This is a genomic window from Acinetobacter modestus (assembly GCF_014636095.1).
In the GTDB taxonomy this organism is placed as follows: domain Bacteria; phylum Pseudomonadota; class Gammaproteobacteria; order Pseudomonadales; family Moraxellaceae; genus Acinetobacter; species Acinetobacter modestus.
In genome coordinates this window covers 196,337-218,149 of sequence record NZ_BMDV01000004.1, presented here as the reverse complement: position 1 = coordinate 218,149, position 21,813 = coordinate 196,337, and the positions used below count along the sequence as shown (strand labels likewise).

Here is a 21,813-nt window from a genome sequence, read left to right as displayed (position 1 = left end):
TTTTGTAATTCATGCTTGAATCAAAAAACAGTTATTTATAATTTAAGGCTTAAACTTCAAAAGTTAGATGAAAAGTGCCCAACTTTTGAAGTACAATTTAAATGGACTTCTTTTAAGAAGCGTATCAAAGCCCCGCTTGCCAAAAAGCTTCACCCGCAGCAATTGGGTCATTGGTTTTAGCCAAAGTATCAATCCAAACATCATATTGACGAATCACTGGATGTTGATTTGGATGGAAATCCTTTTTAAACCAGTCACTATATTGAGACCTTTTTGCAGTCAAAATACCATTGCGACCGAAGAACCACGGCAAACCTTTACGCGCCATATCAAAGCGTTGTCTTAAATTAAAACCGTCAGTTTTTAGCATTACATCCGTACGATACAAAGTAAAACCAAACATCATGAAGGTGGTGAAGAGTAGCGCAAAGCGTCGAGTTGCTTCAGGTACATCACCGACTTGCTTCATCACATCAAAAGCAACATCACGATGTTCCATTTCTTCAATCGCATGCCAAGCAAATAGCGCACGAACAAATGGATCTGCTTCAGCCAAAGTTTCCTTTTTACTATAAAAAGTATCTGCCATTAACGCGGTTAAATGCTCTGCTGCTGCGGTCATGGCAATATTGTATTGAGCTGAACGGTTTTTTAATTCAAATCTAAAAATCTTTTTCAACCGTGCAGTGAATTGATCTACAGGCATACCTTGCTCTTTCATGATCTGATTCATTTTGTCATGTGCAATACCATGCTGTGCTTCCTGACGGATAAAATCAGCCACACGTTCTTGCAAGTCAGGATCATTAATTTTGTCACGGAATAAACGCACACATTCAATAAAATAGCGTTCGCCATCAGGGAAGGTTAGGCTTAATGCATCAAACATACGAGTACGAAATGGATCACCACCAAACCAAAAACGTGGCGCCTGATCTAAATGGAAATCTAGTTTTGTTCTAACAACTGGCTCAACTTGATAGGAAACATGTGCATTCATTTTTTGCTATTCCTTGTCTTTTCTTCATGAACTCAGTATGGAAAAAGTCCGATGAAATGTTTTGACAGTTACAGCCAAGTTTTATACAAATAACGACAGATCAGGATGAGATCGGCATATGTCAGTTAAAATTATTATTGGATACCTGCGATTATTTAATCGTGTTTTACAACAAGAACAAATTGATTTGTCTAAAGTTGTTGCGCCTGAGCTTTGGCAAGCTTTTCTTACTTGCTTGGAAAATCCAGATGAGCATGATTTTGATGTTGAACGTTATGCATTGCTTTTGCAATCGGCACAAGCCTATTTCCCTCGACCGATTACATTAGTATTGGCTGAACATGCCAATTTGCAAGATTTGGGTTTAATGGGATATTTGGCTTCAACCAGTTTAGATCTGCAACAGGCGTTACAGCTTTTACAACGTTATTATTCTTTGGTTTTTAAACAGACCAATTTAGAACAACTGAATGTTCAGCAGTTTTCTGAATATATTCAAATTGTTTGGGGGGCATCTTATCGTGATTATCGGGAAATGTATGAGCTAAATCTGGCGCTGATCTTTAAAATTGCGCAGTCAATTGTGCAAGATGCCCTCGTTCCGCCACAAATGATTCAATTTGGTTACGCACCACATACAGCTTTATATCACTTTGAAAAATTTTATGGTTGTCCGATCCAAATTCAAGCTGGGCAATATGCAATTCGCTTTTCAAATCAAATTTTAAAAGCAAAAAGTATCGCGGCAGACCAACAATTAAACTATGTACTCTCTACTCAAGCTCAGCAATCCCTGAATAGCATTACTTCTTTTGAGATTCAGCAACAACAGTTCCGTCAAAAAGTACAAACGCATATTGAACAAGGACTTTTACAGCAAGAAGAACTACTGCTCAGTTATGTTGCTAAGCGTTTGCATTGTTCAGAACGAACATTGCAACGTCAACTCAAAACCTATCAGCTTAATTTTCAAGATATTTTAGATCAGTATCGTTTGGAACAAAGTAAATTATATTTGCAACAAGGGAAATCATTCTCTGAAATTGCTGAACGCTTGAATTATGCAGATCAAAGTGCGTTTGGGCGAGCGTTCAAACGCTGGACAGGAATTACACCCAAGCAGTTTTTGAAATCTCTTTAACTTTAAAGCAAACTAAAGAGATTTATGGATTGCTTTTAGCGTGTTTTTAAATGTGGATAATTAAAAACAATTGCAAGGATTGCGCACACTGCAAGAATCCAGCAATAGTAGATATTGCCAATCAGTTCAATCGGCGAAAGTTTGGCAATTGAACAAGCAAGCAGTAATTGAGCACCGTAGGGAATAATCCCTTGAATTACGCAAGAAAAAATATCAAGCAAAGCTGCGCTTCGCTTAGGGTCAACATCATATTCTTTCGCTACTTCACGTGCCATATCTCCTGATAAAATAATGGCAACGGTATTATTGGCGACAAATAAATTTGAGAATATGACCAGAAAACTAATGCCTAATTCACCTGCACGCTGTTTGCCAAATTTGAATAGACGCGTAATCGTATAAATACGTTGAATAAGCCATTGCAAACCGCCTTCTTTTTGCATCAGGGTAGACAAACCACCTAGCAACATGGAAAGTAATGCCACCTCAAACATGCCAACAAAGCCATCATAAATTGAGTTATTGAGTTTTAATAAATCAAATTCAGATTTTTCAATAAGACCAATCACACCTGACAAAATAACACCAATCATTAATACAGCAAGTACATGTAAGCGTGTAAAGGCAAGAAAAAAAACAGCTAAATAAGGCAAAATAAGCAATAAATCATAAGGTTTTGATGGAATTGACTCTGTTTGGTGACTCATCATTACATAAAGCATCAATGTAATGATTGCAGCAGGAAAGGCAATCCACACATTCACCCTAAATTTATCTCGAAGTTCAACATTTTGGCTACGTGTGGCAGCGATCGTTGTATCCGAAATCATAGATAAATTATCACCAAACATAGCGCCTCCCACCACAGCACCTATGGCATAGAGAGGTGCTATCTCTGTTGCTTGGGAAAAACCGAATGCAATTGGTGCACAAGCTGCAATGGTGCCCATAGACGTTCCCATTGCTGTTGCAATAAATGCAGCAATAATAAATAACATGGGTAACACAAATTCAGGCGAAATCAGCGAAAGTCCCAACTGTACTGTCGCATCGACACTGCCTATGGCACTGGAGACACTTGCAAAAGCACCTGCCAACATAAATACCATAAACATTAAAATCAAATTTGGATGACTAGCGCCTTGTAGGAATTCTTCAATCGCCGTATTTAGTTTCTGTTTATAAAGTAGTAATGCCAGAATAACAGCTGGAATCGCGGCAATAGGTGCTTTGACTTGATAGAATGCAAATTCTGTCCCGATCATTGAATGATAGAGACCACTCCCGAGAAAGATGATCAAAAATACCAATAGTGGTAGCAAAGCAAGGACATTGCTTTGTACTTTTTCCTGAGTGTGGGCAGACATAAAATAAAAAGAAAACTTAAAAATTGCGGGTAGTATAAAGGAGCTGAGCTCATTTCTAAAATCAGCCTCGATGAAGCTAAAATTAGGAAGCTTTGATCATTGAGAAAAAGCTGAAAATATAGATAAATGTAGCAGGGCAGTTGTAAGTAGTAACATTCACTGTTGCAATCACGTCAAACTCTGTTCAATGAACAAAAAATAGCGTTACAATGCAGTGTTCTTGTATGACTACAAACAACTCCTCAATTTATATAAATCAAGGAAAGCATAATCCTATGTCACGTCTTGCCACTCGTTTTGAACAGCTTAAATCTCAGCACCGTAAAGCGCTTGTTTCTTATGTTATGGCAGGAGATCCGCATCCACAAGTCACAGTTCCACTGCTTCATCAAATGGTTGAAGCAGGCGTTGATGTGGTTGAGTTGGGCTTGCCATTCTCAGACCCAATGGCGGATGGTCCAGTGATTGCCCTAGCTGCTGAACGTGCTTTAGCAGGTGGAACGAGCACACTCGATGCTTTGAATATGGTGAAAGAATTTCGCGAAAAAGATCAAACGACACCCGTTGTTTTAATGGGGTATTTAAACCCTGTTGAAGTGATTGGTTATGAAAAGTTTGTTGCTTATGCGAAAGATTGTGGTGTTGATGGTGTACTTTTGGTGGACTTACCGCCTGAAGAATCAAAGCAATTTGGCGATGTCTTAAAACAAAATGAGATGGATCAAATTTTCTTACTCGCACCAACATCAACAGATCAACGTATTCAGCATGTTGTAAATCAAGCTAGTGGCTTTGTTTACTATGTGTCGTTAAAAGGTGTGACAGGTGCAGCAACACTAGACACCTCTGAAGCAGCAGCTCGTATTGCGAAAATTAAGAGCATGACCAACGTTCCTGTTGGGGTTGGTTTTGGGATTAGTGATGCAGCTTCTGCAAAAGCAATGGGTCAAGTTGCTGATGCCGTAATCGTAGGAAGTGCTTTCGTTAAATCTTTTGCGACATTGCCAGCAGACGAAGCTGTGCAACAGACGGTGAATAAAGTGAAGGAGCTTCGAGCCGCGCTCGATGAGTTAGTATGAGTCAAGAGTTAACAGCAGGGAAGGTTCTGAACCCATCAACGCCTTGGACAGAGCGTCAAGTGCCCGGTATTCAAGTTGCGAATGAACAACAAACATTCAAAGCAACATTTACGGAACCAACCATTGAATGTCCTGAATGTCATGCCTTAGTAACACGTACGGCAATGTCATTTAATGCCTATGTATGCCCACAATGCGATGAGCATTTGCGTATGCGTGCACGTGATCGTTTGAATTGGTTCTTTGATCAAGTCAATGCAGAGTTAGGTCAAGAATTTAGCGCGAAAGATCCATTGAAGTTTGTGGATAGCAGACCTTATCCAGAGCGTATGCGTGAAGCACAAGATAAAACAGGTGAAACTGAAGCGTTAGTTGTAATGCAAGGTTCATTAAAAGGTTTGGACTTGGTGGCTTGTGCATTTGAGTTCGATTTTATGGGTGGTTCAATGGGGACCGTTGTTGGTGATCGTTTTATCCAAGCGGCAGAACGAGCAATTCAACTACATCAACCGTTAATTTGTTTTGCTGCTTCAGGCGGTGCTCGTATGCAAGAAGGTATGTTGTCTTTAATGCAAATGGCGCGTACCTCTGCTGCGATTCAAAAAATGAAAGAAGCTCGTGTTCCATATCTTGTTGTATTGACTCATCCCGTCTATGGGGGGGTAACCGCATCATTAGCGATGTTAGGTGATGTACATATTGCTGAACCGAAAGCGATGATTGGTTTTGCAGGTAAACGCGTCATTGAACAAACAGTTCGCGAGAAGTTAGAAGAACCGTTCCAACGTGCAGAATATTTGCTTGATCATGGTGTGGTCGATCAAATTGTTCATCGTCATGCATTACGTGATACTGTATATCGACTCGTAGCTAAACTGATGAATTTACCTTGAAACTGGACGCACCACATTCTACAGATACATTAACAACATGGCTCGATTATTGGGGCCATGTTCATGTTACAGGCATTGATTTAGGTTTAGAGCGCGTAATTCCCGTTGCTGAAAAGTTGGGAGTTATGCAACCTCAGGCAAAAGTTTTTACTGTGGCAGGAACGAATGGTAAAGGCTCAACAACAACGACACTCGCTGCAATTTTAAATGCACAAGGTTATAAAGTCGGGTTGTATCAATCACCACATATTTATCGTTTTAATGAGCGCGTAAAACTTGCTGGGATTGAAGTTGATGATCAAAGCTTAGTTGATGCATTTGTGTTGGTTGACCAAGCTCGTCGAGAATGTGGTTTATCATTGTCCTTTTTTGAAGCAACCACTTTGGCTGCTTTTCTTATTTTTAAACTAAAACAATGTGATGTTTGGGTACTTGAGGTTGGCTTAGGTGGTCGTCTGGATGTCGTGAATGTGATTGATCCTGATATTGCCGTGATTACCAATATTGGTTTAGATCATGTCGATTGGTTAGGTGACACGATAGAAAAAATCGCCTTTGAGAAAGCAGGGATTATTCGTCCGAATATTCCAGTGGTATTTGCTGGTCAACAACAATTACCTCAAGCGATTCAAGATAAAGTAGCTGAAACCCAAGCAAATCTATATGCGCTGAATCGAGATTATTTTTATCAACTCAATGATGACGGTCAAACATGGTCATTTGCATCGTCAGGTACAACGCTAAAATTGCCAATTGGTCAGCTTGCTTTAGACAATATTTCTACAGCTGTGGCTGCTGCTTTAGTGAGTGGCGTAGAGATTTCTCAAGCATCGATTGCCGCGGGTATTCAGCATGCACGTTTGCAAGGCCGTTTTGAAATACGACAAATTCAAGATAAAACCGTTATTTTTGATGCTGGACATAATCCACATGGCGTCGAATTTTTATTGAATCAGTTGCGAAAATTCTTAAAATACAATAAACAGTACACAGATGTTGTCGCAGTATTTTCAATGCTGGCAGATAAAGATATCTCGTCTGTCACCGATTTACTAAAAACAACAGTAAAAGATTGGTTTATTGCTAGTTTAAATGTACCTAGAGCAGCGCCATTGCATCAATTACATGATGCATTACAAGGTCAACAGGTATATGAGTACGGTAATATCCAGCAAGCCTTTGAAGATGTGCTGAAGCAAAGTAATAACAATCAGCTGATTTTAGTCTGTGGATCGTTTCATACCTTAGAAGCGGTTTGGGAGTATTTAGAACAATGTCAATGAATAACAAACAACGCTGGATGGGAGGCGTTGTTCTATTGGGTGGAGGTGTTTTATTGGCAGCATTACTCCTTAAAGGTAATGACGAAATAGGACATGACAAAACGCAAACGGCAATTACACACCCAATTCCTAAAACAGAACCTAAAACTCAAACAGCTCAATCGACCCAAGAAGGTGAAATGGTTTCGTTACAACCATTAGCCGTAGATGTTGAGACAGAAAAAAGATTGCTTGAAGAACAACGCCGTTCTCGTGAGAAAGCGGTTGCTGAACAAGAAGCACGTGCAGCTGATTTTCTAAAAATGCAACAAGAAGCTGAAGCTGCTGCTGCGCGTAAAGCAGCAGAAGAATACGCTGCGATTAATGCACGTCGTCTAGCTGAACAAGAAAGTTCTGATAACATTCCACCAGAGCTTGCTGAAGATGATAAAGCTAAGACACAACGAGCGACTGAAGAAAAAAATAAATTAGATGAAAAGAAAAAAGTAGAACAGCAAAAAGCAGATCAGCAGAAAAGCGATACGGATAAAAAGTTAGCGGAAGAAAAGCGCAAGGCTGAAGCCGAAAAAAAGTTGGCAGAAGAGAAGCGTAAGGCAGAAGCTGAAAAAAAGGCTGAAGAAGATAAACGTAAAGCTGACGCTGATAAAAAAGCGTTAGAAGAAAAGCGTAAAGCTGAGGCAGATAAGAAAGTTGCCGAAGATAAACGTAAAGCCGAAGCTGAGAAAAAAGCAGCTGAAGAGAAGCGTAAAACTGAAGCTGAGAAAAAATCGGCTGACGAGAAAAAGCGTAAAGCTGACGCTGAGAAAAAAGCCGAAGCTGAAAAGGCTCGTGATCTCATGGAAAATGGAGATAAAAAGTGGATGGTACAAGTGGCATTGGCTGCTAACCAAGCCAATGCAGATGCAGTTGTATCTAAATTGCGTGCCAAAGGCTATAAGGTTACAACAAGCCCGACTTCAAAAGGAATTCGTATCATGGTTGGGCCATCGAAGGATCGAGACGTTGCAGATGCCGCACGTAAAAAAATTACCTCTGATGAAAGTTTAAATATGAAATCAGCGTGGGTGATTGATTGGGTTCCACTTGATCAGCGATAACAAAAGATAAACGACTAGATCAAAGCTGGAAAGCGTCTGGTTTTGAACTTGTTACAAGTGTTCTATTTCTGCGGGCAGTGAGTACAATATGAGTAGCGGCTTTAAGATATTAGAACACTTTATATTTTCAGAGGATTCGAGTGTTAGTGCACTTTCTGGCGTGGCTTGTGTGGGAGATGATCTCTACTTGGTTGGAGATGATGTGGGTTACTTACTCAAAACCGATCGAAAAAATAACATCAATCGTGCGACTAATTTTGAAAAAATTCCATTATTTGAACAGCCTAAACATACGACACTAACGGTATTTAGTAAAAAAACTAAACCAGACTTTGAAGCGCTTAGCTGTATTCGCTTTGATGGACAGTCTCAGTTACTAGTGATGGGTTCAGGTTCTACAGAAAATCGAAAAAAAGCATTATTGTATAATCCAGCTGATCATCAGGTTCATGTTTTACTTGATACCCCGGATTATGATTTTTTAGAACATTGTTTGGCGTTGACTGGTGGCGCTGATCTCAATATAGAAGCAGTTTGTTCAAATCAAAACAATTTATACATTTTTCAACGTGGCAATATTAATCGTTTTCATGGTGTTTTAGTCTTTGATTTAATAAAACTTCAAAATGGGAAATCATTAGAAAGTGCGCTGAAAAATTCACTCAATCTGACATTACCAGAGCTTGAAGGGGCAGCAAGTGGTATTTCTGATGCTTGTTTTTTGTGGGATAAAAATCTAATTGTTGCAACTGCTGCGGTTGAGCAAACATTAAATACTTATGATGATGGCGCGGTGCTAGGCAGTTTTATTTTGGTGTTATCGCCAGAGGGAAAAATTTTATATACACATCTGATTCAGGATTCGAAAGGACAAACTCTTGCTATTAAAGTAGAAGGAATTACATGGCTAGAGTCGACCTCTGATGGTGAGGTATTTTTATTGGTCACGGATAGCGATGGTGGTGATTCTGAAGTTTTTAAAATATTACTTAGCAACTCTGTTTTTGCCAATTCTTCAGGTTAGTTCGTATTTCTTAACTTACCATTCAGCTTATAAAATTAGGTTTTTAAAGCCCAATAAAAAATGCATAAAACCCAAAAATTAAAGAAACAAATCTTACACGTCCAACATCTAGCTCTCTAAAAATTGGATTTAATCTAAAGCTCATCTCGCAAACTAAATAGCTGCTGGATTCGAAAGTTGTTGTTGAATCCATTTTACATTTTCAGGGGTGAAAAGATGGTCAATATTTTTCCAAATGATATGATAGCCGTATCCTCCTTGTTTCATTTCTTTAACCGCATCTTCAATTGCCCAATGCTCAAAAATAATTCGATACATAGCAATTGTGGCACCAGTTCGATCTGAGCCATGATAGCAATGCACTAAGATTTTCTGGTTTTGTTGTTTAGCAGTTTGAATAACACGCATTGCTTCTAACAAGTCTTTACGATTGATTGCCCAAGTATTGATTGGAATGTGTACCAGATTAAAAGGCTGATCTTTTAAAACTTTGGCATCTTCATTTCTAGCTCTCAAATTGATAATCGTATTAATTTGATGAGCTTCAAGGCTTGGGATCAAATCAATACTCGGCTGTTCGCTACGAAAAACATCTGAACTAATTTGATAAAAATTATGGGTGTTAGAAATAAGAGTTCCCCAATTTTGAGGACGTTGGTCTTTTTCTAAACTCGAATGCTGTATACACCCAGAAACATTAAGCGTTGATAAAAGAACAACGGTGATAAGTGCTTTTTTCATATTATTGATAACGATCAAATTCAACAGGATCATGCGCACAAATTAACTCAATACTCGGTTCATGTTGAGCGAGATATTGTAACTGTTTAAGGTTATGTAACCTTTGTCGATTATCTTCTGCCAACAAACGTTCAGTAAGATCTAAGGCTCTCAATTTGTTTTTTGGATTGAGTTCTAAATGGGTGTAATACGCATCACCACAGAATAAAATCCAGCCTTCAGATTTTTTAATTGCAATACCACAATGTCCAGCAGTATGACCAATCAATGGAATCATTAATATTTCATCTTGGAAAAAAGGAAGACCTTGAACCCTTTTTAAATTAAACCAAGCTTCACCATTTGTATGTTCAGCAAAATTCCAATGACGATGTTGTTTAAATTGTTCAGTTTTATAACGAAGTTTACCTTTGGCTGTTAATGTCTGTGTTGCATTAAACTCAGAAGCTAAAATATGCACAGTTGCATTAGGAAAATCTGAAATACCACCTGCATGATCAAAATCAAGATGTGTGACAAAGATATGTTGCACATCTTCAGGGCGTAAGCCTAATTTTTGAATTTGTTCGATAGCACTTAATTTGAGATTGGGCACAATCGAACCAAATTGAGTCAGTAATGACCCTAGACGTTGTTCAGTGTGCAAATAGTCCTGTGTACCTAAGCCTGTATCAATTAAAATCAGGCCTCGATCAGTTTCAATAAGTAGGCAATGACAAACTAGATGTGCTTTCCAGCCTTTTTGTCCAAATAGGGGAGCACAAACAGGGCAGAAGCTTCCACAATGGAGATGATGGATGTTATAAATCATCGTGATTGTTATTCTATTTTGAAGATAATTATTTTTATAACGTATCGATTAAAAAATACCAACAAGTTTTTATTTTGCGATTTAAAAAGCCTATCGGATCGATAGGCAATGAAGTTTATTATTCAGATTCAATAGTTTTTTACTGTTCGACTTATGTTCGTAAAAAGTATTGTTTGTTTTGTGTACGACGCACTTCGTTTGTCTTGCGCTGCGCTTGAAGCCTTTCGTCGGCTTCAATCTTTTAACTCACAGCATAGCTGTTTCGATTTGCGTTCGTAACGAGTGTTGCTCGTTTGATCCTCACTCAGGTTGTGGTGTTAGGCGTAGATAAGGTTTCACTGCGGTATAGCCTTGAGGAAAACGTTGTTTAATTTCCTCTTCATCTTTCAACGACGGTACAATTACGACATCTTCACCATGTTGCCAATTTGCAGGTGTTGCGACTTTATGTTTATCCGTTAGCTGTAATGAATCCACCACTCGTAATACTTCATTAAAGTTACGACCTGTTGAGGCTGGATAAGTAATAATCAAGCGGACTTTTTTATTCGGATCAATAATGACCAGTGAGCGAACAGTTAAAGTCTCACTCGCATTTGGGTGGATAAAACCATATAGTTCTGAAACTTTACGATCTTTATCTGCAATAATTGGAAAGTTGACCGTAGTATTTTGTGTTTCATTAATATCTTGAATCCAGCTTTTATGGGATTCAACATCGTCGACTGAAAGCGCAATTGCTTTGACGCCACGCTTTGTAAATTCATCTTTCAGTTTAGCGGTAAAGCCAAGCTCAGTGGTACAAACTGGGGTGAAATCCGCTGGATGTGAGAATAAAATGCCCCAGCTGTCGCCTAAAAATTGATAAAAATCAATATGACCATCGCTAGAGTCTTGTTGGAAATTCGGGGCGATATCACCTAAACGTAATGTCATTTAATTAGTCCTCAATACATTATTGATGTTTTATGTGTGTATTTAATATGCAGGAATCACTTTATAAATAAAATTATTGTTTTTTCATTTTGTTATGAGAATTTAAGATAATTGAATGTAGTGAAGCTAAAAAATTGATCATAAATTCACACGCAAAGCGATGTAAGTTAAATCCAAATTTGCTACATTAACGCTCTTTAGTTGTGTGATGTCAGAATCGCCTCGCAGTTTTTTTACCTGTTTGGATGCAAAGCCCTTGTAGTTCTTATTTCTGACTCCATAATAACAGCTAAGAAAAAATTACTTATTTAAACAAACAGGATTAGAGAGTTTATTCATGTTGGCAAGTCTGATCGGAGGTATCTTCGGTACAAAAAATGAGCGTGAGCTCAAACGCATGCGTAAAATTGTTGAACAAATTAATGCGCTTGAACCGACGATATCTGCTCTTAGCGATGCAGACCTCTCTGCAAAAACTCCAGAATTCAGACAGCGTTTTAGCAACGGTGAAAGTTTAGATAAATTGATGCCTGAAGCCTTTGCAGTCTGCCGTGAAGCAGCAAAACGGGTTATGGGTATGCGTCACTATGATGTGCAGTTGATTGGTGGTATTACCTTACATGAAGGTAAAATTGCTGAGATGCGTACAGGTGAAGGTAAAACCCTCATGGGTACTTTGGCTTGCTATCTCAACGCATTGAGTGGTCAAGGTGTTCATGTGATTACGGTGAATGATTACTTGGCACAACGTGATGCTGAGCTGAATCGCCCGTTATTTGAATTTTTAGGTCTCAGCATTGGCGTGATTTATTCAATGCAAATGCCAGCCGAAAAAGCTGAAGCTTATTTCGCCGATATTACTTACGGTACTAACAACGAATTTGGTTTCGATTATTTACGTGACAACATGGTGTTTTCTCTACAAGAGAAAAAACAACGTGGCTTAAGCTATGCAATCATCGATGAAGTTGACTCAATCCTGATTGATGAAGCACGCACACCACTCATCATTTCTGGACAAAGTGAAGATTCATCTCATTTGTATCAGTTGATTAATAGTATTCCGCCAACATTACGCCCACAGAAAGAAGAAAAAGTGGCTGATGGTGGACATTTCTGGGTAGATGAGAAACAACGTTCAGTTGAAATGACCGAAGTGGGTTACGAGACTGTTGAACAAGAATTAATTCGTATGGGATTGTTGGCTGAGGGTGAGAGTCTTTACTCTGCGACCAATTTGAATTTAGTTCACCATGTTACTGCTGCAATTCGTGCGCATTACTTATATCAAAAGAACGTACATTATATTATTGGCGTAAATCCACAGACTCAAAAAGAAGAAGTCATTATTGTGGATGAAAGTACTGGTCGTACTATGCCGGGTCGTCGTTGGTCTGAAGGTTTGCACCAAGCAGTTGAAGCCAAAGAGAACATGGAAATTCAACCAGAAAACCAAACTTTGGCAACCACTACTTTCCAAAATTATTTCCGACTTTATAAAAAGCTTTCAGGTATGACGGGTACAGCAGATACTGAAGCCGCGGAAATGAAAGAAATTTATGGTTTGGATGTAGTACTAATTCCAACGCATCGTCCAATGGTACGCCAAGATCATAACGATTTAATTTATTTAAATCGTAATGGTAAATACAATGCCATTATTGAAGAGATCAGTAATATTCGTCAAAAAGGTGTTGCGCCTATTTTGATTGGTACCGCAACGATTGAAGCGAGTGAAATATTATCTTCAAAACTGCTACAAGCAGGGATTCATCATGAAGTTTTGAACGCAAAACAACATGAGCGTGAAGCCGATATTATTGCGCAAGCCGGTAGCCCAAATGCGGTCACGATTGCAACCAACATGGCGGGTCGTGGTACGGATATTTTGCTCGGTGGTAACTGGAAAGCAAAGCTTGCCAAAATTGAAAATCATACCCCTGAAGACGAAGCTCGTTTACAAGCACAATGGGAAAAAGATCACGAAGATGTCTTAAGTTCTGGTGGTTTACATATCATCGGTTCTGAACGTCATGAATCTCGTCGTATTGATAACCAGCTCCGTGGTCGTGCAGGTCGTCAAGGTGATCCAGGTGTATCACGCTTCTATTTATCACTTGAAGATGATTTGATGCGTATCTTTGCGGGCGATCGTGTCGTTGCGATGATGCGTGCAATGGGCTTGCAAGAAAATGAAGCCATTGAGCACAAAATGGTGAGTCGTTCGATTGAAAATGCACAGCGCAAAGTTGAAGCACGTAACTTTGATATTCGTAAAAATCTATTGAAGTACGATGATGTAAATAATGAACAACGTAAAATTATTTATACTCAACGTGATGAAGTATTGGCTGAAAGCACTTTACAAGACTATATCGAAGAAATGCATCATGAAGTGATGAAAGGGGTGATTGCTAACTTTATTCCACCTGAATCAATTCATGATCAATGGGATATTCAAGGTCTAGAAAATGCACTACGTACAGATCTAGGTATTGAGCTTCCTGTTCAGCAATGGCTTGATCAAGATCGTCGTTTAGACGAGGAAGGCTTAGTTGCACGTATCTCTGACGAAGTAATTGCACGTTATCGTCAACGCCGTGAGCAAATGGGTGATGAGTCAGCTGCAATGCTTGAACGTCACTTTATGTTGAATTCACTTGATCGTCATTGGAAAGATCATTTAGCAGCGATGGATTATTTACGTCAAGGCATCCATTTACGTGGTTATGCTCAGAAAAATCCTGAGCAAGAGTATAAGAAAGAAGCGTTTAATTTGTTCGTGAATATGCTGGGTATTATTAAATCAGATGTTGTAACTGATCTATCCCGCGTTCACGTACCGACAGCAGAAGAGTTAGCTGAATTAGAAGCTCAACAACAACGTCAAGCTGAATCTATGCGTCTTTCTTTTGAACATGATGATGTTGATGGTTTAACAGGTGAAGTGACGATTTCTGAAGAGAGTGGTAGCTTATCTGGAAATGCAGTATTTCCAGTACCAGAAAGCCGTAATGCGCCATGCCCATGTGGTTCAGGTTTAAAGTATAAACAATGCCACGGTAAGATTTAAAATTTACCTTAGTTTATATTTAAGTAAAAAGCAGAGTATTCGCTCTGCTTTTTTACGAGAAGTAACTTGTGTCTAGAGCAACTTTGTAGTTTTATTATGAGAATTATCCTCCTTAATTGGATTTGCATTAAAAGCGGGAAGACAATGAAAAAGCCATTACAAATTTTAATTTTAGCGAATGTTGCATTATCTGGCGTTGCACTTGCAGACAACGTTCCTCAAACGACTACGGTCGATAAAGTGCTTGCAGCAAAAGGAGCGACTACTGCTGAGGCACAGGTTAAACGTGAAGTTACCACTGTGATTAGCCCACGTACTGGTATTCGTTATACTCTCGGTGACACAGGTAATCGTCCAATCGTATTACAAACTGTGGCAATTGCACCTGCAAACTCTGCCAATATTAATCGTATCGTTGCATCTAATCCTGCTTTATCAGCAAGAAGCCAAGAGAAAGCAAAAGTTGCTTTAATCGGTGAAGCGGCAGTGCAAACGGCGAGTGCTCAGCCACCCAAATAAATATTTAATGTCAAAAAAAGAGATGCTCAGCATCTCTTTTTTTATAAAAACTGATTATAAAAAGCTAGGTAAAAGTATTAGACCAATAATAATGCCGAATAATAACCATTTAGACACATAATACAAACGACGATTACGTTGTTTTAATTCACGACCATAGGCGTGTACAGCATAGCCATATTTGAAGATACGGTTAATGAAACCAGTTTTATCTTGATCATCATTGGGTGAACTTGCAGCAGACATCACGTTTCGTCCGAACCAATAATTTACTTTTTGTGCCCAATCCCATTTCATTGGACGTTCAATATCGCAGAATAAAATAATACGTGTTTCATCTGTTTGATTATGCGCCCAATGAACATAAGTTTCATCAAAAACAGTTGCTTCACCATCTCTCCAAGAATAACGCTCTTGATCAACTTCAATGAAACAGCCATCGCTATTCGGTGTGACTAAACCTAAGTGGTAGCGGACAGAACCTGCATATGGGTCACGATGTTTACCAAGATAACTACCAGATGGTAGTTCAGTAAACATGGCTGCTTTTACTGAAGGAATACTTTCCAACAGAGCGACTGTTTTAGGGCAGAGTTGTTGTGCTGATGGGTGGCTATCTTGATACCATTTCAGATAAAAGCGTTTCCAACCGCGTTTAAAAAAAGTATTAAAACCAGCATCATTATTTTTTTCAGAAGCTTTAATTTGATTTTGAAGTTGGATAGCTTCTTCTCGAATCACTTGCCAGTTATCTTGTAATGGTTTGAGTTCTGGGAACTGTGCCACATCAAAGAACGGTTGGTTTGGCAGTTTAGAGAAACCAGTCATAAACATGTTAACTGGGGCTAGGAATGTAGAATGGTCGAATAATTGTCGAGATGCTTTTAATCGTTCCTTGCCACGATAATAAGTGTATAGGAAGCTGAATAAAAATACGGCAACGATAATCACTGCGTACATAAATACAGTCGTCTAAAAAAAAGGAGTGAAATATTTTAGCACAAAAAATATTTCACAGAATGTTGTTGTCAGATCAACAGTAAATGGTTTGAAATGAAAATAACAGAGATGGCTAAATTTGGTTATTTACATCATCATTTTTGGTTTCACGAATCAGTAAGAATGCAATTAATGATAATGCAGAAGCTAAGCTTAGATATAAACCGACAGCACCTAAACCATAATTTTCTGCAAGCTGAGTTGCGATATATGGTGCAAATGAAGCACCAAAAATTCCAGCTAAATTAAAGGTTAATGCTGAACCTGTATAACGTACTGATGTTGGAAAAATCTCTGAAAGCACAGTTCCAATGGGTCCATAGGTCAACCCCATGATTGAAAGTCCAATACACAAGAATAAAAACACCAATATTGGGCTACCAGAACCAAGCAATGGAGCGAAACATAAGCCAAATAGTGCTGATAATACACAGACAGCGATTGATGTGGTTTTACGTCCAAACTTCTCTGCTAAGATCGCTGAGACAGGAATAAAGGCTGCAAAACACAAAGTTGCGGCTAGTTGAAGTTGTAAAAACTCCCCCCTTGCATAGCCTAACTTAGTCGTACCCCAGTTTAATGCAAATACAGTGGTTAAATAGAACACTACAAATGTACAAATTGCGGCAATTGTACCCAACACAAGCATAGGAAAATGCTTGGTCATCACTTCTTTAAAAGGTACATTCACTTCTTTTTGTTTATTCAATACCTTTTGAAATGCTGGTGTTTCATGTAATTTCAAACGGATATATAGCCCAACAAGCACTAAAATTGCACTTGCAACAAATGGAATACGCCATCCCCAAGTCATAAAATCTTGCTCGGACATAAAGGCATTCAGTAATAGAAATGAGCCTGTGGCAAGGATAAAGCCAATTGGTGCTCCCAATTGTGGAAACATCCCATACCAAGCACGTTTACCTTCAGGGGCATTTTCAGTAGCGAGTAGAACAGCACCGCTCCATTCACCGCCTAAGCCTAAACCTTGTCCTAAACGACATAATGCGAGCAGTAGTGGTGCTGCAAGACCGATTTGTGCATAGGTCGGCAAAAGACCAATACAAACCGTTGAGATTCCCATGGTAAGCAATGCCGCAACGAGCGTTGCTTTACGCCCAATTCGATCCCCTAAATGTCCAAAAATGGCTGCACCAATTGGACGAGCAATAAAAGCAATTGCAAAGGTTGCGAGTGATTTAAGTACTGCGGCACCATCACTACTTTCAGGGAAGAAGAGATGTGGAAAAATCAATACAGCTGCGGTTGCGTAGATATAAAAGTCGAAAAACTCAATCGTAGTACCAACGAGGCTGGCAAATAATACCCGTACTTTTGAGTTGCTAGCCACTGCTGTAGTGACTGTCGTAGTACTTGACGACATACATAACCTTAATTTTATTTATTCAAGATGCAGAGCGATCATGACCTTGAAAAGCCCTTTTGAATGCGGGGTTTACTTAACAAACTAGATGTAATGTATAGCTTTATAGTACATAACAATAGATCGCCAAAAAGTGTAAACCTGCCCCTAATAGCACAAAAACATGCCAAATTGCGTGGGTATATCTTACCTTTTTTAACGCATAAAACAATGTGCCAACGGTATAGGCAAGCCCACCTGCAATTAACAGTTGAATTGCTTCTTTTGAAAGGTAGCGTTGCATATCATCCATGACCAAAACTGCCAACCATCCCATCACAAGATAAGCGGCTAATGAAACTTTTTGAAAGCGATGAATAAAAACTAACTTAAATAGCGTGCCAATCAGTGCAATTACCCATAAAGCAATCAGTAAATAGTGGGCTTTAGCTGTCGGAATCGCGATACTCAGAAAGGGGGTATATGTACCTGCGATGAGATAATAAATCGCAGTATGGTCCAGTTTTTTATACCAATAGCGTTTACGCTCATCTTGAGCAAAATGATAAATCATTGAGCTACTCAGTAATAAGACTAAGCTAAAACCATATACCCATAAACTGCACCATTGTCCTAAAGGCAGATGTTGACCTTTAACAATGAGTAAGATAGAAGCAATCAGTGCTAATACAGCTCCAATACCATGACTATAAGCATTAATTCGTTCTTCTTTCGGGTCATAGCTCAACAGGGTATTTACGGTCATCAGATTTATTGTTTGCATAAAAATACAACTGTATCGTAATGCAATTTCCCTTTTAAAGTAAGACGCTTTAAAATTTAGTTTCTATTTGTCAGGTTTTCATTATGTTTGCGCCGAAATTTTCTTTTGAACAAGAACAGCAGTTTTTCTTGGATATCCAGCAATCTATTGAAAATAAAAGCTTTGATCGGCTGATACTCAGTCAATACAAAGGTGAGTTGGCAGAATTAGAAAAAATGACTTTTCGTATGATTGAATTACAAGGACAGGCAACACTGTCTTGTTTATATCATCACACCACTCAGGATGTGACTAAAAATTATACTTTAGTTGATGGGGTAGAAAAGATTGCTGAGTTACTGAATCTATCTAAACAAGCCAATTTATTCACTTTGAATCAAGATATTCAATTAAAGAAAAATAAAAAGAAAGCGATGTTAAATCGTCAGAAAAAGCAAACATCAGCACTTAAAGTTGAACAACAACAGCACAATCGTGAAAAGCAACGCTATGTACAGCAGCAAAGTCCTTTTTTAAGACATTTGGGCATTACTGATGAAAAAGGTCAGATTGTCCCAAGTATGGCGCGTAAGTGGAAGCAGATTAATAAATTTATTGAAATCTTTTCAAATGCCTATGAACAGATTGATGCATCTCAACAAGAATTAAATATTGTCGATTTTGGTTCAGGCAAAGGCTATTTAACTTTTGCATTGTATGATTATTTACAGTCACAACAAAAAACACCATTGATCACAGGAGTGGAATTGCGTTCAAACTTAGTTGAGTTTTGCCAGAATGTAGCTGATCAGGTAGGTTTCAATCATCTTGATTTCTTTGAAGGGGATGTACGTAGTTATCAGCCTGAAAAACTAGATGTGATGATTGCTTTACATGCTTGTGATATTGCCACTGACTTTGCTATTCATACGGGTATTCGTCTGAATGCTTCAATGATTATGTGTGCGCCTTGTTGTCATAAAGAACTTCGTCCACAATTACATAGTCCAGAAGTATTACAGCCAATGCTGCAATTTGGTATTCACGCGGGACAACAGGCTGAAATGCTGACGGATACCTTACGTGCTTTATTACTCAAAGCATATGGTTATGAAACTAAGGTGTTTGAGTTTGTTGCCTTAGAACATACCAGTAAAAATAAAATGATTTTGGCGACGAAACGTAAAGCACTTCAACAGCCTGATCCAAAAATCATGCAACAAATCCAAGCCTTAAAAACGATGTATGGTATTGAAAAACAGAGCCTAGAATTATTATTACAAGACCAAATGCCGATTGAAAATATTGGTTGTAAGTGTTGATCAGGTTTTAACGCCATATGTATAGAATCAAACAAGGACATTGGGATCAATTACAGCAAGATGCTAAATTGATCCGAACGCAGGTTTTTATTTGTGAACAAGGCATCACTGAAGCAGATGAGTGGGATGATCAAGATCTGATTTCTCAGCATTTTGTGATCTATGATCAAGACCAGCCAATCGCGACTGCACGTTTACTCGAAAATAATAGTGTAGGGCGGGTTGCTGTACTAAAAGCCTATCGGGGGCAAGGTCTTGGACAAATGATTATGCTAGAAATTATTAGCTATGCTCAAAAGCAACGTCGATCAGTACTGACATTATCCTCTCAAGTCCATGCGATCTCATTCTATGAAAAGCTAGGTTTTATTGTTCAAGGTAATTCATATGATGAGTGCGGAATTCCGCACATTGAAATGACGATGAGTCTAAATACTTTATAGATTAAAATCGTGTTGAGAGGGCTTACTCAACGGATCGTGATCAAGATTATCTAAGCATCATATTTTGATGCTACTTTTGTTCGTTATGCTCAATAACTTCTGATGCAGCAGAAGCATGTTCATGTTGAGCAAGTTCTTTCTCTTGTTGGGCTTTACGTTGTGCACCAGGCATGTAATCAGGTTCTTGAGACATTGCTAAATAAAAAAAGCTGAGAAATATGGTACTTAATACGCCCACAATAATGACAAACTTCCATCCTAATACCGTTTCTTCATTTGAGTTTTTTTGTGGTGATGGTTGATTGCTCATAATAAATTCCAAAAATTAAAATTTTAAGGTTGCAGCATTAATCAATAAAATTAATAAAACCTTAAATATTATATGGTTTTAAAGTTACTTTGGGGAATTTATTTATATTTTGTATTGGATTCAATGCGTAAGAGTCTGCAAAAGTCAGTTGAAAAAATCGCATTGTAGATATTAAAAATAGAAAAAAGCATAAATGATTGAATAATTGGGGATAGAAATAACCGAATTATTCAATCATGATTCATTCAAGATTTGGTCGTGTAGACAGACTCAGAGGTTCTTCCAATCCTCAATCGCTTTTAAACCCGTTTCTATACCCACATCGTAGCTATAGCGAATTTTTGCTTTGTTTTTAGAAAGTCGACCTGCCATGTTTTTTAAATCAGGGGGGCAAACTTCAAGAATTTGTTGTTTTGACGCTGAGCGAACAAATTGCACCGAATCATTGTAACGTTGAGTTCTATTGAGCAAGCTTTGTGCAAAACCACGTTTTTGTTTAAACACATATTTAGCGAGCAACTGATCACCTTTGCTGCTAGCTTTATAATAATTCTTTGGTCGTGTTCGTAATACCATAAGTTTCGAAACATCATGCTGCTGAGCAGCCCAATGTATTGGGAGGGCATCCGCAACACCGCCATCAAAGTAGGGTTCACCAAATACGTCAACTGCTTGACGTGTGAGTACGGGGATAGAACTAGATGCTCTTAATCCATCTAAAATATTGTCTTTAGATGCTCTGATATAAGTGGCTTCACCTGAAATCGCATGGGTGAGCACCATATAAAATTCAGGATGATTTTCAAATAGATGTGTCTGATTTAAAGGATATTCTTTTTCAACTACATCCCACATCCATTTTAAATCCAATAAATCACCGCCTTTAAAGAAGCGACCGTAATGGATAAATTCAGAGCGAAGGGAATGATCTAAATAGATTTGTAGAGTGCGACCTTGCTGCGCAGCTAAGTAATTTGCGACATTGGTTGAACCAGAAGAAACACCAACACAAAGGTCAAAAGGATTAAATTGTTGCTGTAAAAATGCATCTAAAACACCGCTGGTAAATGCACCGCGCATTCCACCGCCTTCAACAACCAGTGCCTGACGATTTTGGTGAAGCATTGAAAATCTCGAATAACATGATAAATCCCTGTTTAACACGGATTCATCATGATCGACAATAATATTTTAGTGATGATGTTCATGCTCAGCATGCATTGTTTCGGTTGTCATCGATGACTCTGACATTTCAGATTGAGCTGCTGCTTTCTTCTGATTCATTGGCATATAATCTGGTTCGTTGTTCATCGCCAAGTAAAAAATCACCATAAAAAGAAAACTTAAAATACAGGTGATAATGAGTGCTTTCCAACCCCAAGGAGAGGTTTCTGGACAGAGTTTTTCAGACATAGGATTTTTCCTAAAGAGAGAAAATAAATAGCCTTATAACATAAAAGTATAATCCACTCCGTGTGCAGATGTTAATAAGCAAATCAAAAATCGACTTTTGTCCAATATGGATTACAGGATTGGATTGTTAAAATAGCCATAGTATTCAATACAATGAACACAGATTCTTTCAAGGTAGATAAGAAGCTGAGTCTTTTTTTAAGGGCAATTATCTATTTTGAAGATCATAACAATAT

At 38.4% G+C, this 21,813-nt stretch carries 21 protein-coding genes; 10 read left to right on the top strand and 11 right to left on the bottom strand.

The genetic code is table 11. The annotated features are described in order from the left end of the window. Positions 1–124 precede the first annotated feature (124 nt). Positions 125–1,000 carry a metal-dependent hydrolase gene (locus IEV17_RS11200; RefSeq protein WP_004664775.1) on the bottom strand — a complete coding sequence of 292 codons (876 nt, stop codon included), beginning with the start codon at positions 998–1,000 and terminating at the stop codon, positions 125–127. 118 nt (positions 1,001–1,118) lie between these two features. On the opposite strand from IEV17_RS11200, the gene IEV17_RS11195 reads away from it, so the two are divergent. After that, positions 1,119–2,141 (top strand): AraC family transcriptional regulator, encoded by a 1,023-nt coding sequence (locus tag IEV17_RS11195; RefSeq protein WP_004664773.1) that lies wholly within the window; start codon positions 1,119–1,121, stop codon positions 2,139–2,141. Positions 2,142–2,176: 35 nt separating this feature from the next. Here IEV17_RS11195 and IEV17_RS11190 read toward each other — a convergent pair whose 3' ends face one another. Continuing rightward, entirely contained in the window at positions 2,177–3,508 is a 1,332-nt protein-coding gene (locus IEV17_RS11190) for a Na+/H+ antiporter NhaC family protein (protein WP_004664770.1), read from the bottom strand. Between the two features lie 275 nt (positions 3,509–3,783). On the opposite strand from IEV17_RS11190, the gene trpA reads away from it, so the two are divergent. The 5 genes from trpA to IEV17_RS11165 all read left to right on the top strand — a co-directional run bounded on the left by trpA (position 3,784) and on the right by IEV17_RS11165 (position 8,884). Then, positions 3,784–4,587: a tryptophan synthase subunit alpha gene (gene trpA / locus IEV17_RS11185; protein ID WP_004664768.1), complete on the top strand. Its 804-nt coding sequence runs from the start codon at positions 3,784–3,786 to the stop codon at positions 4,585–4,587. Then, complete coding sequence (gene accD / locus IEV17_RS11180; protein WP_004664767.1) at positions 4,584–5,480, top strand: acetyl-CoA carboxylase, carboxyltransferase subunit beta; 897 nt, start codon at positions 4,584–4,586, stop codon at positions 5,478–5,480. Before trpA ends, accD begins: the two co-directional genes overlap by 4 nt. Next, entirely contained in the window at positions 5,477–6,763 is a 1,287-nt protein-coding gene (folC, locus tag IEV17_RS11175) for a bifunctional tetrahydrofolate synthase/dihydrofolate synthase (protein WP_004664765.1), read from the top strand. Before accD ends, folC begins: the two co-directional genes overlap by 4 nt. Then, positions 6,754–7,860 carry an SPOR domain-containing protein gene (locus IEV17_RS11170; protein ID WP_004664763.1) on the top strand — a complete coding sequence of 369 codons (1,107 nt, stop codon included), beginning with the start codon at positions 6,754–6,756 and terminating at the stop codon, positions 7,858–7,860. The genes folC and IEV17_RS11170 overlap by 10 nt, the downstream gene beginning before the upstream one ends. Positions 7,861–7,948: 88 nt before the next feature. Then, positions 7,949–8,884 carry a DUF6929 family protein gene (locus tag IEV17_RS11165; RefSeq protein WP_004664759.1) on the top strand — a complete coding sequence of 312 codons (936 nt, stop codon included), beginning with the start codon at positions 7,949–7,951 and terminating at the stop codon, positions 8,882–8,884. Between the two features lie 153 nt (positions 8,885–9,037). Here the strand turns inward: IEV17_RS11165 and IEV17_RS11160 are convergent, their stop codons facing one another. The 3 genes from IEV17_RS11160 to IEV17_RS11150 all read right to left on the bottom strand — a co-directional run bounded on the left by IEV17_RS11160 (position 9,038) and on the right by IEV17_RS11150 (position 11,372). Next, a complete protein-coding gene (locus tag IEV17_RS11160; RefSeq protein ID WP_004664757.1) occupies positions 9,038–9,625 on the bottom strand; it encodes a dual specificity protein phosphatase family protein in 588 nt (195 codons plus the stop codon). 1 nt (position 9,626) lies between these two features. Continuing rightward, positions 9,627–10,436 (bottom strand): MBL fold metallo-hydrolase, encoded by an 810-nt coding sequence (locus IEV17_RS11155; protein WP_004664756.1) that lies wholly within the window; start codon positions 10,434–10,436, stop codon positions 9,627–9,629. A 300-nt stretch (positions 10,437–10,736) separates the two neighbouring features. Next, positions 10,737–11,372, bottom strand: coding sequence for a peroxiredoxin (locus IEV17_RS11150; protein WP_004664755.1), 636 nt, complete (start codon positions 11,370–11,372; stop codon positions 10,737–10,739). Between the two features lie 337 nt (positions 11,373–11,709). On the opposite strand from IEV17_RS11150, the gene secA reads away from it, so the two are divergent. Both secA and IEV17_RS11140 read left to right on the top strand, forming a co-directional pair. Beyond that, positions 11,710–14,445: a preprotein translocase subunit SecA gene (gene secA / locus IEV17_RS11145; protein ID WP_004664754.1), complete on the top strand. Its 2,736-nt coding sequence runs from the start codon at positions 11,710–11,712 to the stop codon at positions 14,443–14,445. 144 nt (positions 14,446–14,589) lie between these two features. Beyond that, positions 14,590–14,964: a hypothetical protein gene (locus tag IEV17_RS11140; RefSeq protein WP_004664752.1), complete on the top strand. Its 375-nt coding sequence runs from the start codon at positions 14,590–14,592 to the stop codon at positions 14,962–14,964. 54 nt (positions 14,965–15,018) lie between these two features. Here the strand turns inward: IEV17_RS11140 and lpxO are convergent, their stop codons facing one another. The 3 genes from lpxO to trhA all read right to left on the bottom strand — a co-directional run bounded on the left by lpxO (position 15,019) and on the right by trhA (position 18,092). Beyond that, the gene (lpxO, locus tag IEV17_RS11135; protein ID WP_004664749.1) at positions 15,019–15,924 is read right to left on the bottom strand and encodes a lipid A hydroxylase LpxO; all 906 of its coding nucleotides are present in this window, start codon (positions 15,922–15,924) and stop codon (positions 15,019–15,021) included. Between the two features lie 112 nt (positions 15,925–16,036). Next, positions 16,037–17,347, bottom strand: coding sequence for an MFS transporter (locus tag IEV17_RS11130; protein WP_004664746.1), 1,311 nt, complete (start codon positions 17,345–17,347; stop codon positions 16,037–16,039). 103 nt (positions 17,348–17,450) lie between these two features. Continuing rightward, positions 17,451–18,092, bottom strand: coding sequence for a PAQR family membrane homeostasis protein TrhA (gene trhA / locus IEV17_RS11125; protein ID WP_034602052.1), 642 nt, complete (start codon positions 18,090–18,092; stop codon positions 17,451–17,453). Between the two features lie 101 nt (positions 18,093–18,193). Between trhA and IEV17_RS11120 the strand changes: the two genes are divergently transcribed. Next, positions 18,194–19,411: a class I SAM-dependent methyltransferase gene (locus tag IEV17_RS11120; RefSeq protein WP_004664742.1), complete on the top strand. Its 1,218-nt coding sequence runs from the start codon at positions 18,194–18,196 to the stop codon at positions 19,409–19,411. A gap of 17 nt (positions 19,412–19,428) precedes the next feature. Further along, positions 19,429–19,854 carry a GNAT family N-acetyltransferase gene (locus IEV17_RS11115; RefSeq protein ID WP_004664741.1) on the top strand — a complete coding sequence of 142 codons (426 nt, stop codon included), beginning with the start codon at positions 19,429–19,431 and terminating at the stop codon, positions 19,852–19,854. 70 nt (positions 19,855–19,924) lie between these two features. On the opposite strand, the gene IEV17_RS11110 is transcribed toward IEV17_RS11115, so the two are convergent. From IEV17_RS11110 to IEV17_RS11100, 3 genes are all read right to left on the bottom strand, one after another. Beyond that, on the bottom strand, positions 19,925–20,164 hold the full coding sequence (locus IEV17_RS11110) for a hypothetical protein (RefSeq protein WP_004664738.1): 240 nt from the start codon (positions 20,162–20,164) through the stop codon (positions 19,925–19,927). Positions 20,165–20,434: 270 nt separating this feature from the next. Then, positions 20,435–21,289: a patatin-like phospholipase family protein gene (locus tag IEV17_RS11105; RefSeq protein ID WP_004664736.1), complete on the bottom strand. Its 855-nt coding sequence runs from the start codon at positions 21,287–21,289 to the stop codon at positions 20,435–20,437. Between the two features lie 66 nt (positions 21,290–21,355). After that, on the bottom strand, positions 21,356–21,577 hold the full coding sequence (locus IEV17_RS11100; protein WP_004664735.1) for a hypothetical protein: 222 nt from the start codon (positions 21,575–21,577) through the stop codon (positions 21,356–21,358). Between the last annotated feature and the right edge of the window lie 236 nt (positions 21,578–21,813).

What these genes read in the sequence shown, in the direction of transcription:
- IEV17_RS11195 (WP_004664773.1), top strand. Translation starts at nt 1,119, where the DNA reads ATGTCAGTTAAAATTATTATTGGATACCTGCGATTATTTAATCGTGTT.
- accD (WP_004664767.1), top strand. Translation starts at nt 4,584, where the DNA reads ATGAGTCAAGAGTTAACAGCAGGGAAGGTTCTGAACCCATCAACGCCT.
- lpxO (WP_004664749.1), bottom strand. Translation starts at nt 15,924, where the DNA reads ATGTACGCAGTGATTATCGTTGCCGTATTTTTATTCAGCTTCCTATAC.
- IEV17_RS11100 (WP_004664735.1), bottom strand. Translation starts at nt 21,577, where the DNA reads ATGTCTGAAAAACTCTGTCCAGAAACCTCTCCTTGGGGTTGGAAAGCA.
- IEV17_RS11140 (WP_004664752.1), top strand. Translation starts at nt 14,590, where the DNA reads ATGAAAAAGCCATTACAAATTTTAATTTTAGCGAATGTTGCATTATCT.
- IEV17_RS11200 (WP_004664775.1), bottom strand. Translation starts at nt 1,000, where the DNA reads ATGAATGCACATGTTTCCTATCAAGTTGAGCCAGTTGTTAGAACAAAA.
- secA (WP_004664754.1), top strand. Translation starts at nt 11,710, where the DNA reads ATGTTGGCAAGTCTGATCGGAGGTATCTTCGGTACAAAAAATGAGCGT.
- IEV17_RS11155 (WP_004664756.1), bottom strand. Translation starts at nt 10,436, where the DNA reads ATGATTTATAACATCCATCATCTCCATTGTGGAAGCTTCTGCCCTGTT.
- trhA (WP_034602052.1), bottom strand. Translation starts at nt 18,092, where the DNA reads ATGACCGTAAATACCCTGTTGAGCTATGACCCGAAAGAAGAACGAATT.
- IEV17_RS11115 (WP_004664741.1), top strand. Translation starts at nt 19,429, where the DNA reads ATGTATAGAATCAAACAAGGACATTGGGATCAATTACAGCAAGATGCT.
- IEV17_RS11170 (WP_004664763.1), top strand. Translation starts at nt 6,754, where the DNA reads ATGTCAATGAATAACAAACAACGCTGGATGGGAGGCGTTGTTCTATTG.
- IEV17_RS11105 (WP_004664736.1), bottom strand. Translation starts at nt 21,289, where the DNA reads ATGCTTCACCAAAATCGTCAGGCACTGGTTGTTGAAGGCGGTGGAATG.
- IEV17_RS11165 (WP_004664759.1), top strand. Translation starts at nt 7,949, where the DNA reads ATGAGTAGCGGCTTTAAGATATTAGAACACTTTATATTTTCAGAGGAT.
- IEV17_RS11150 (WP_004664755.1), bottom strand. Translation starts at nt 11,372, where the DNA reads ATGACATTACGTTTAGGTGATATCGCCCCGAATTTCCAACAAGACTCT.
- trpA (WP_004664768.1), top strand. Translation starts at nt 3,784, where the DNA reads ATGTCACGTCTTGCCACTCGTTTTGAACAGCTTAAATCTCAGCACCGT.
- IEV17_RS11120 (WP_004664742.1), top strand. Translation starts at nt 18,194, where the DNA reads ATGTTTGCGCCGAAATTTTCTTTTGAACAAGAACAGCAGTTTTTCTTG.
- IEV17_RS11160 (WP_004664757.1), bottom strand. Translation starts at nt 9,625, where the DNA reads ATGAAAAAAGCACTTATCACCGTTGTTCTTTTATCAACGCTTAATGTT.
- IEV17_RS11190 (WP_004664770.1), bottom strand. Translation starts at nt 3,508, where the DNA reads ATGTCTGCCCACACTCAGGAAAAAGTACAAAGCAATGTCCTTGCTTTG.
- IEV17_RS11130 (WP_004664746.1), bottom strand. Translation starts at nt 17,347, where the DNA reads ATGTCGTCAAGTACTACGACAGTCACTACAGCAGTGGCTAGCAACTCA.
- IEV17_RS11110 (WP_004664738.1), bottom strand. Translation starts at nt 20,164, where the DNA reads ATGAGCAATCAACCATCACCACAAAAAAACTCAAATGAAGAAACGGTA.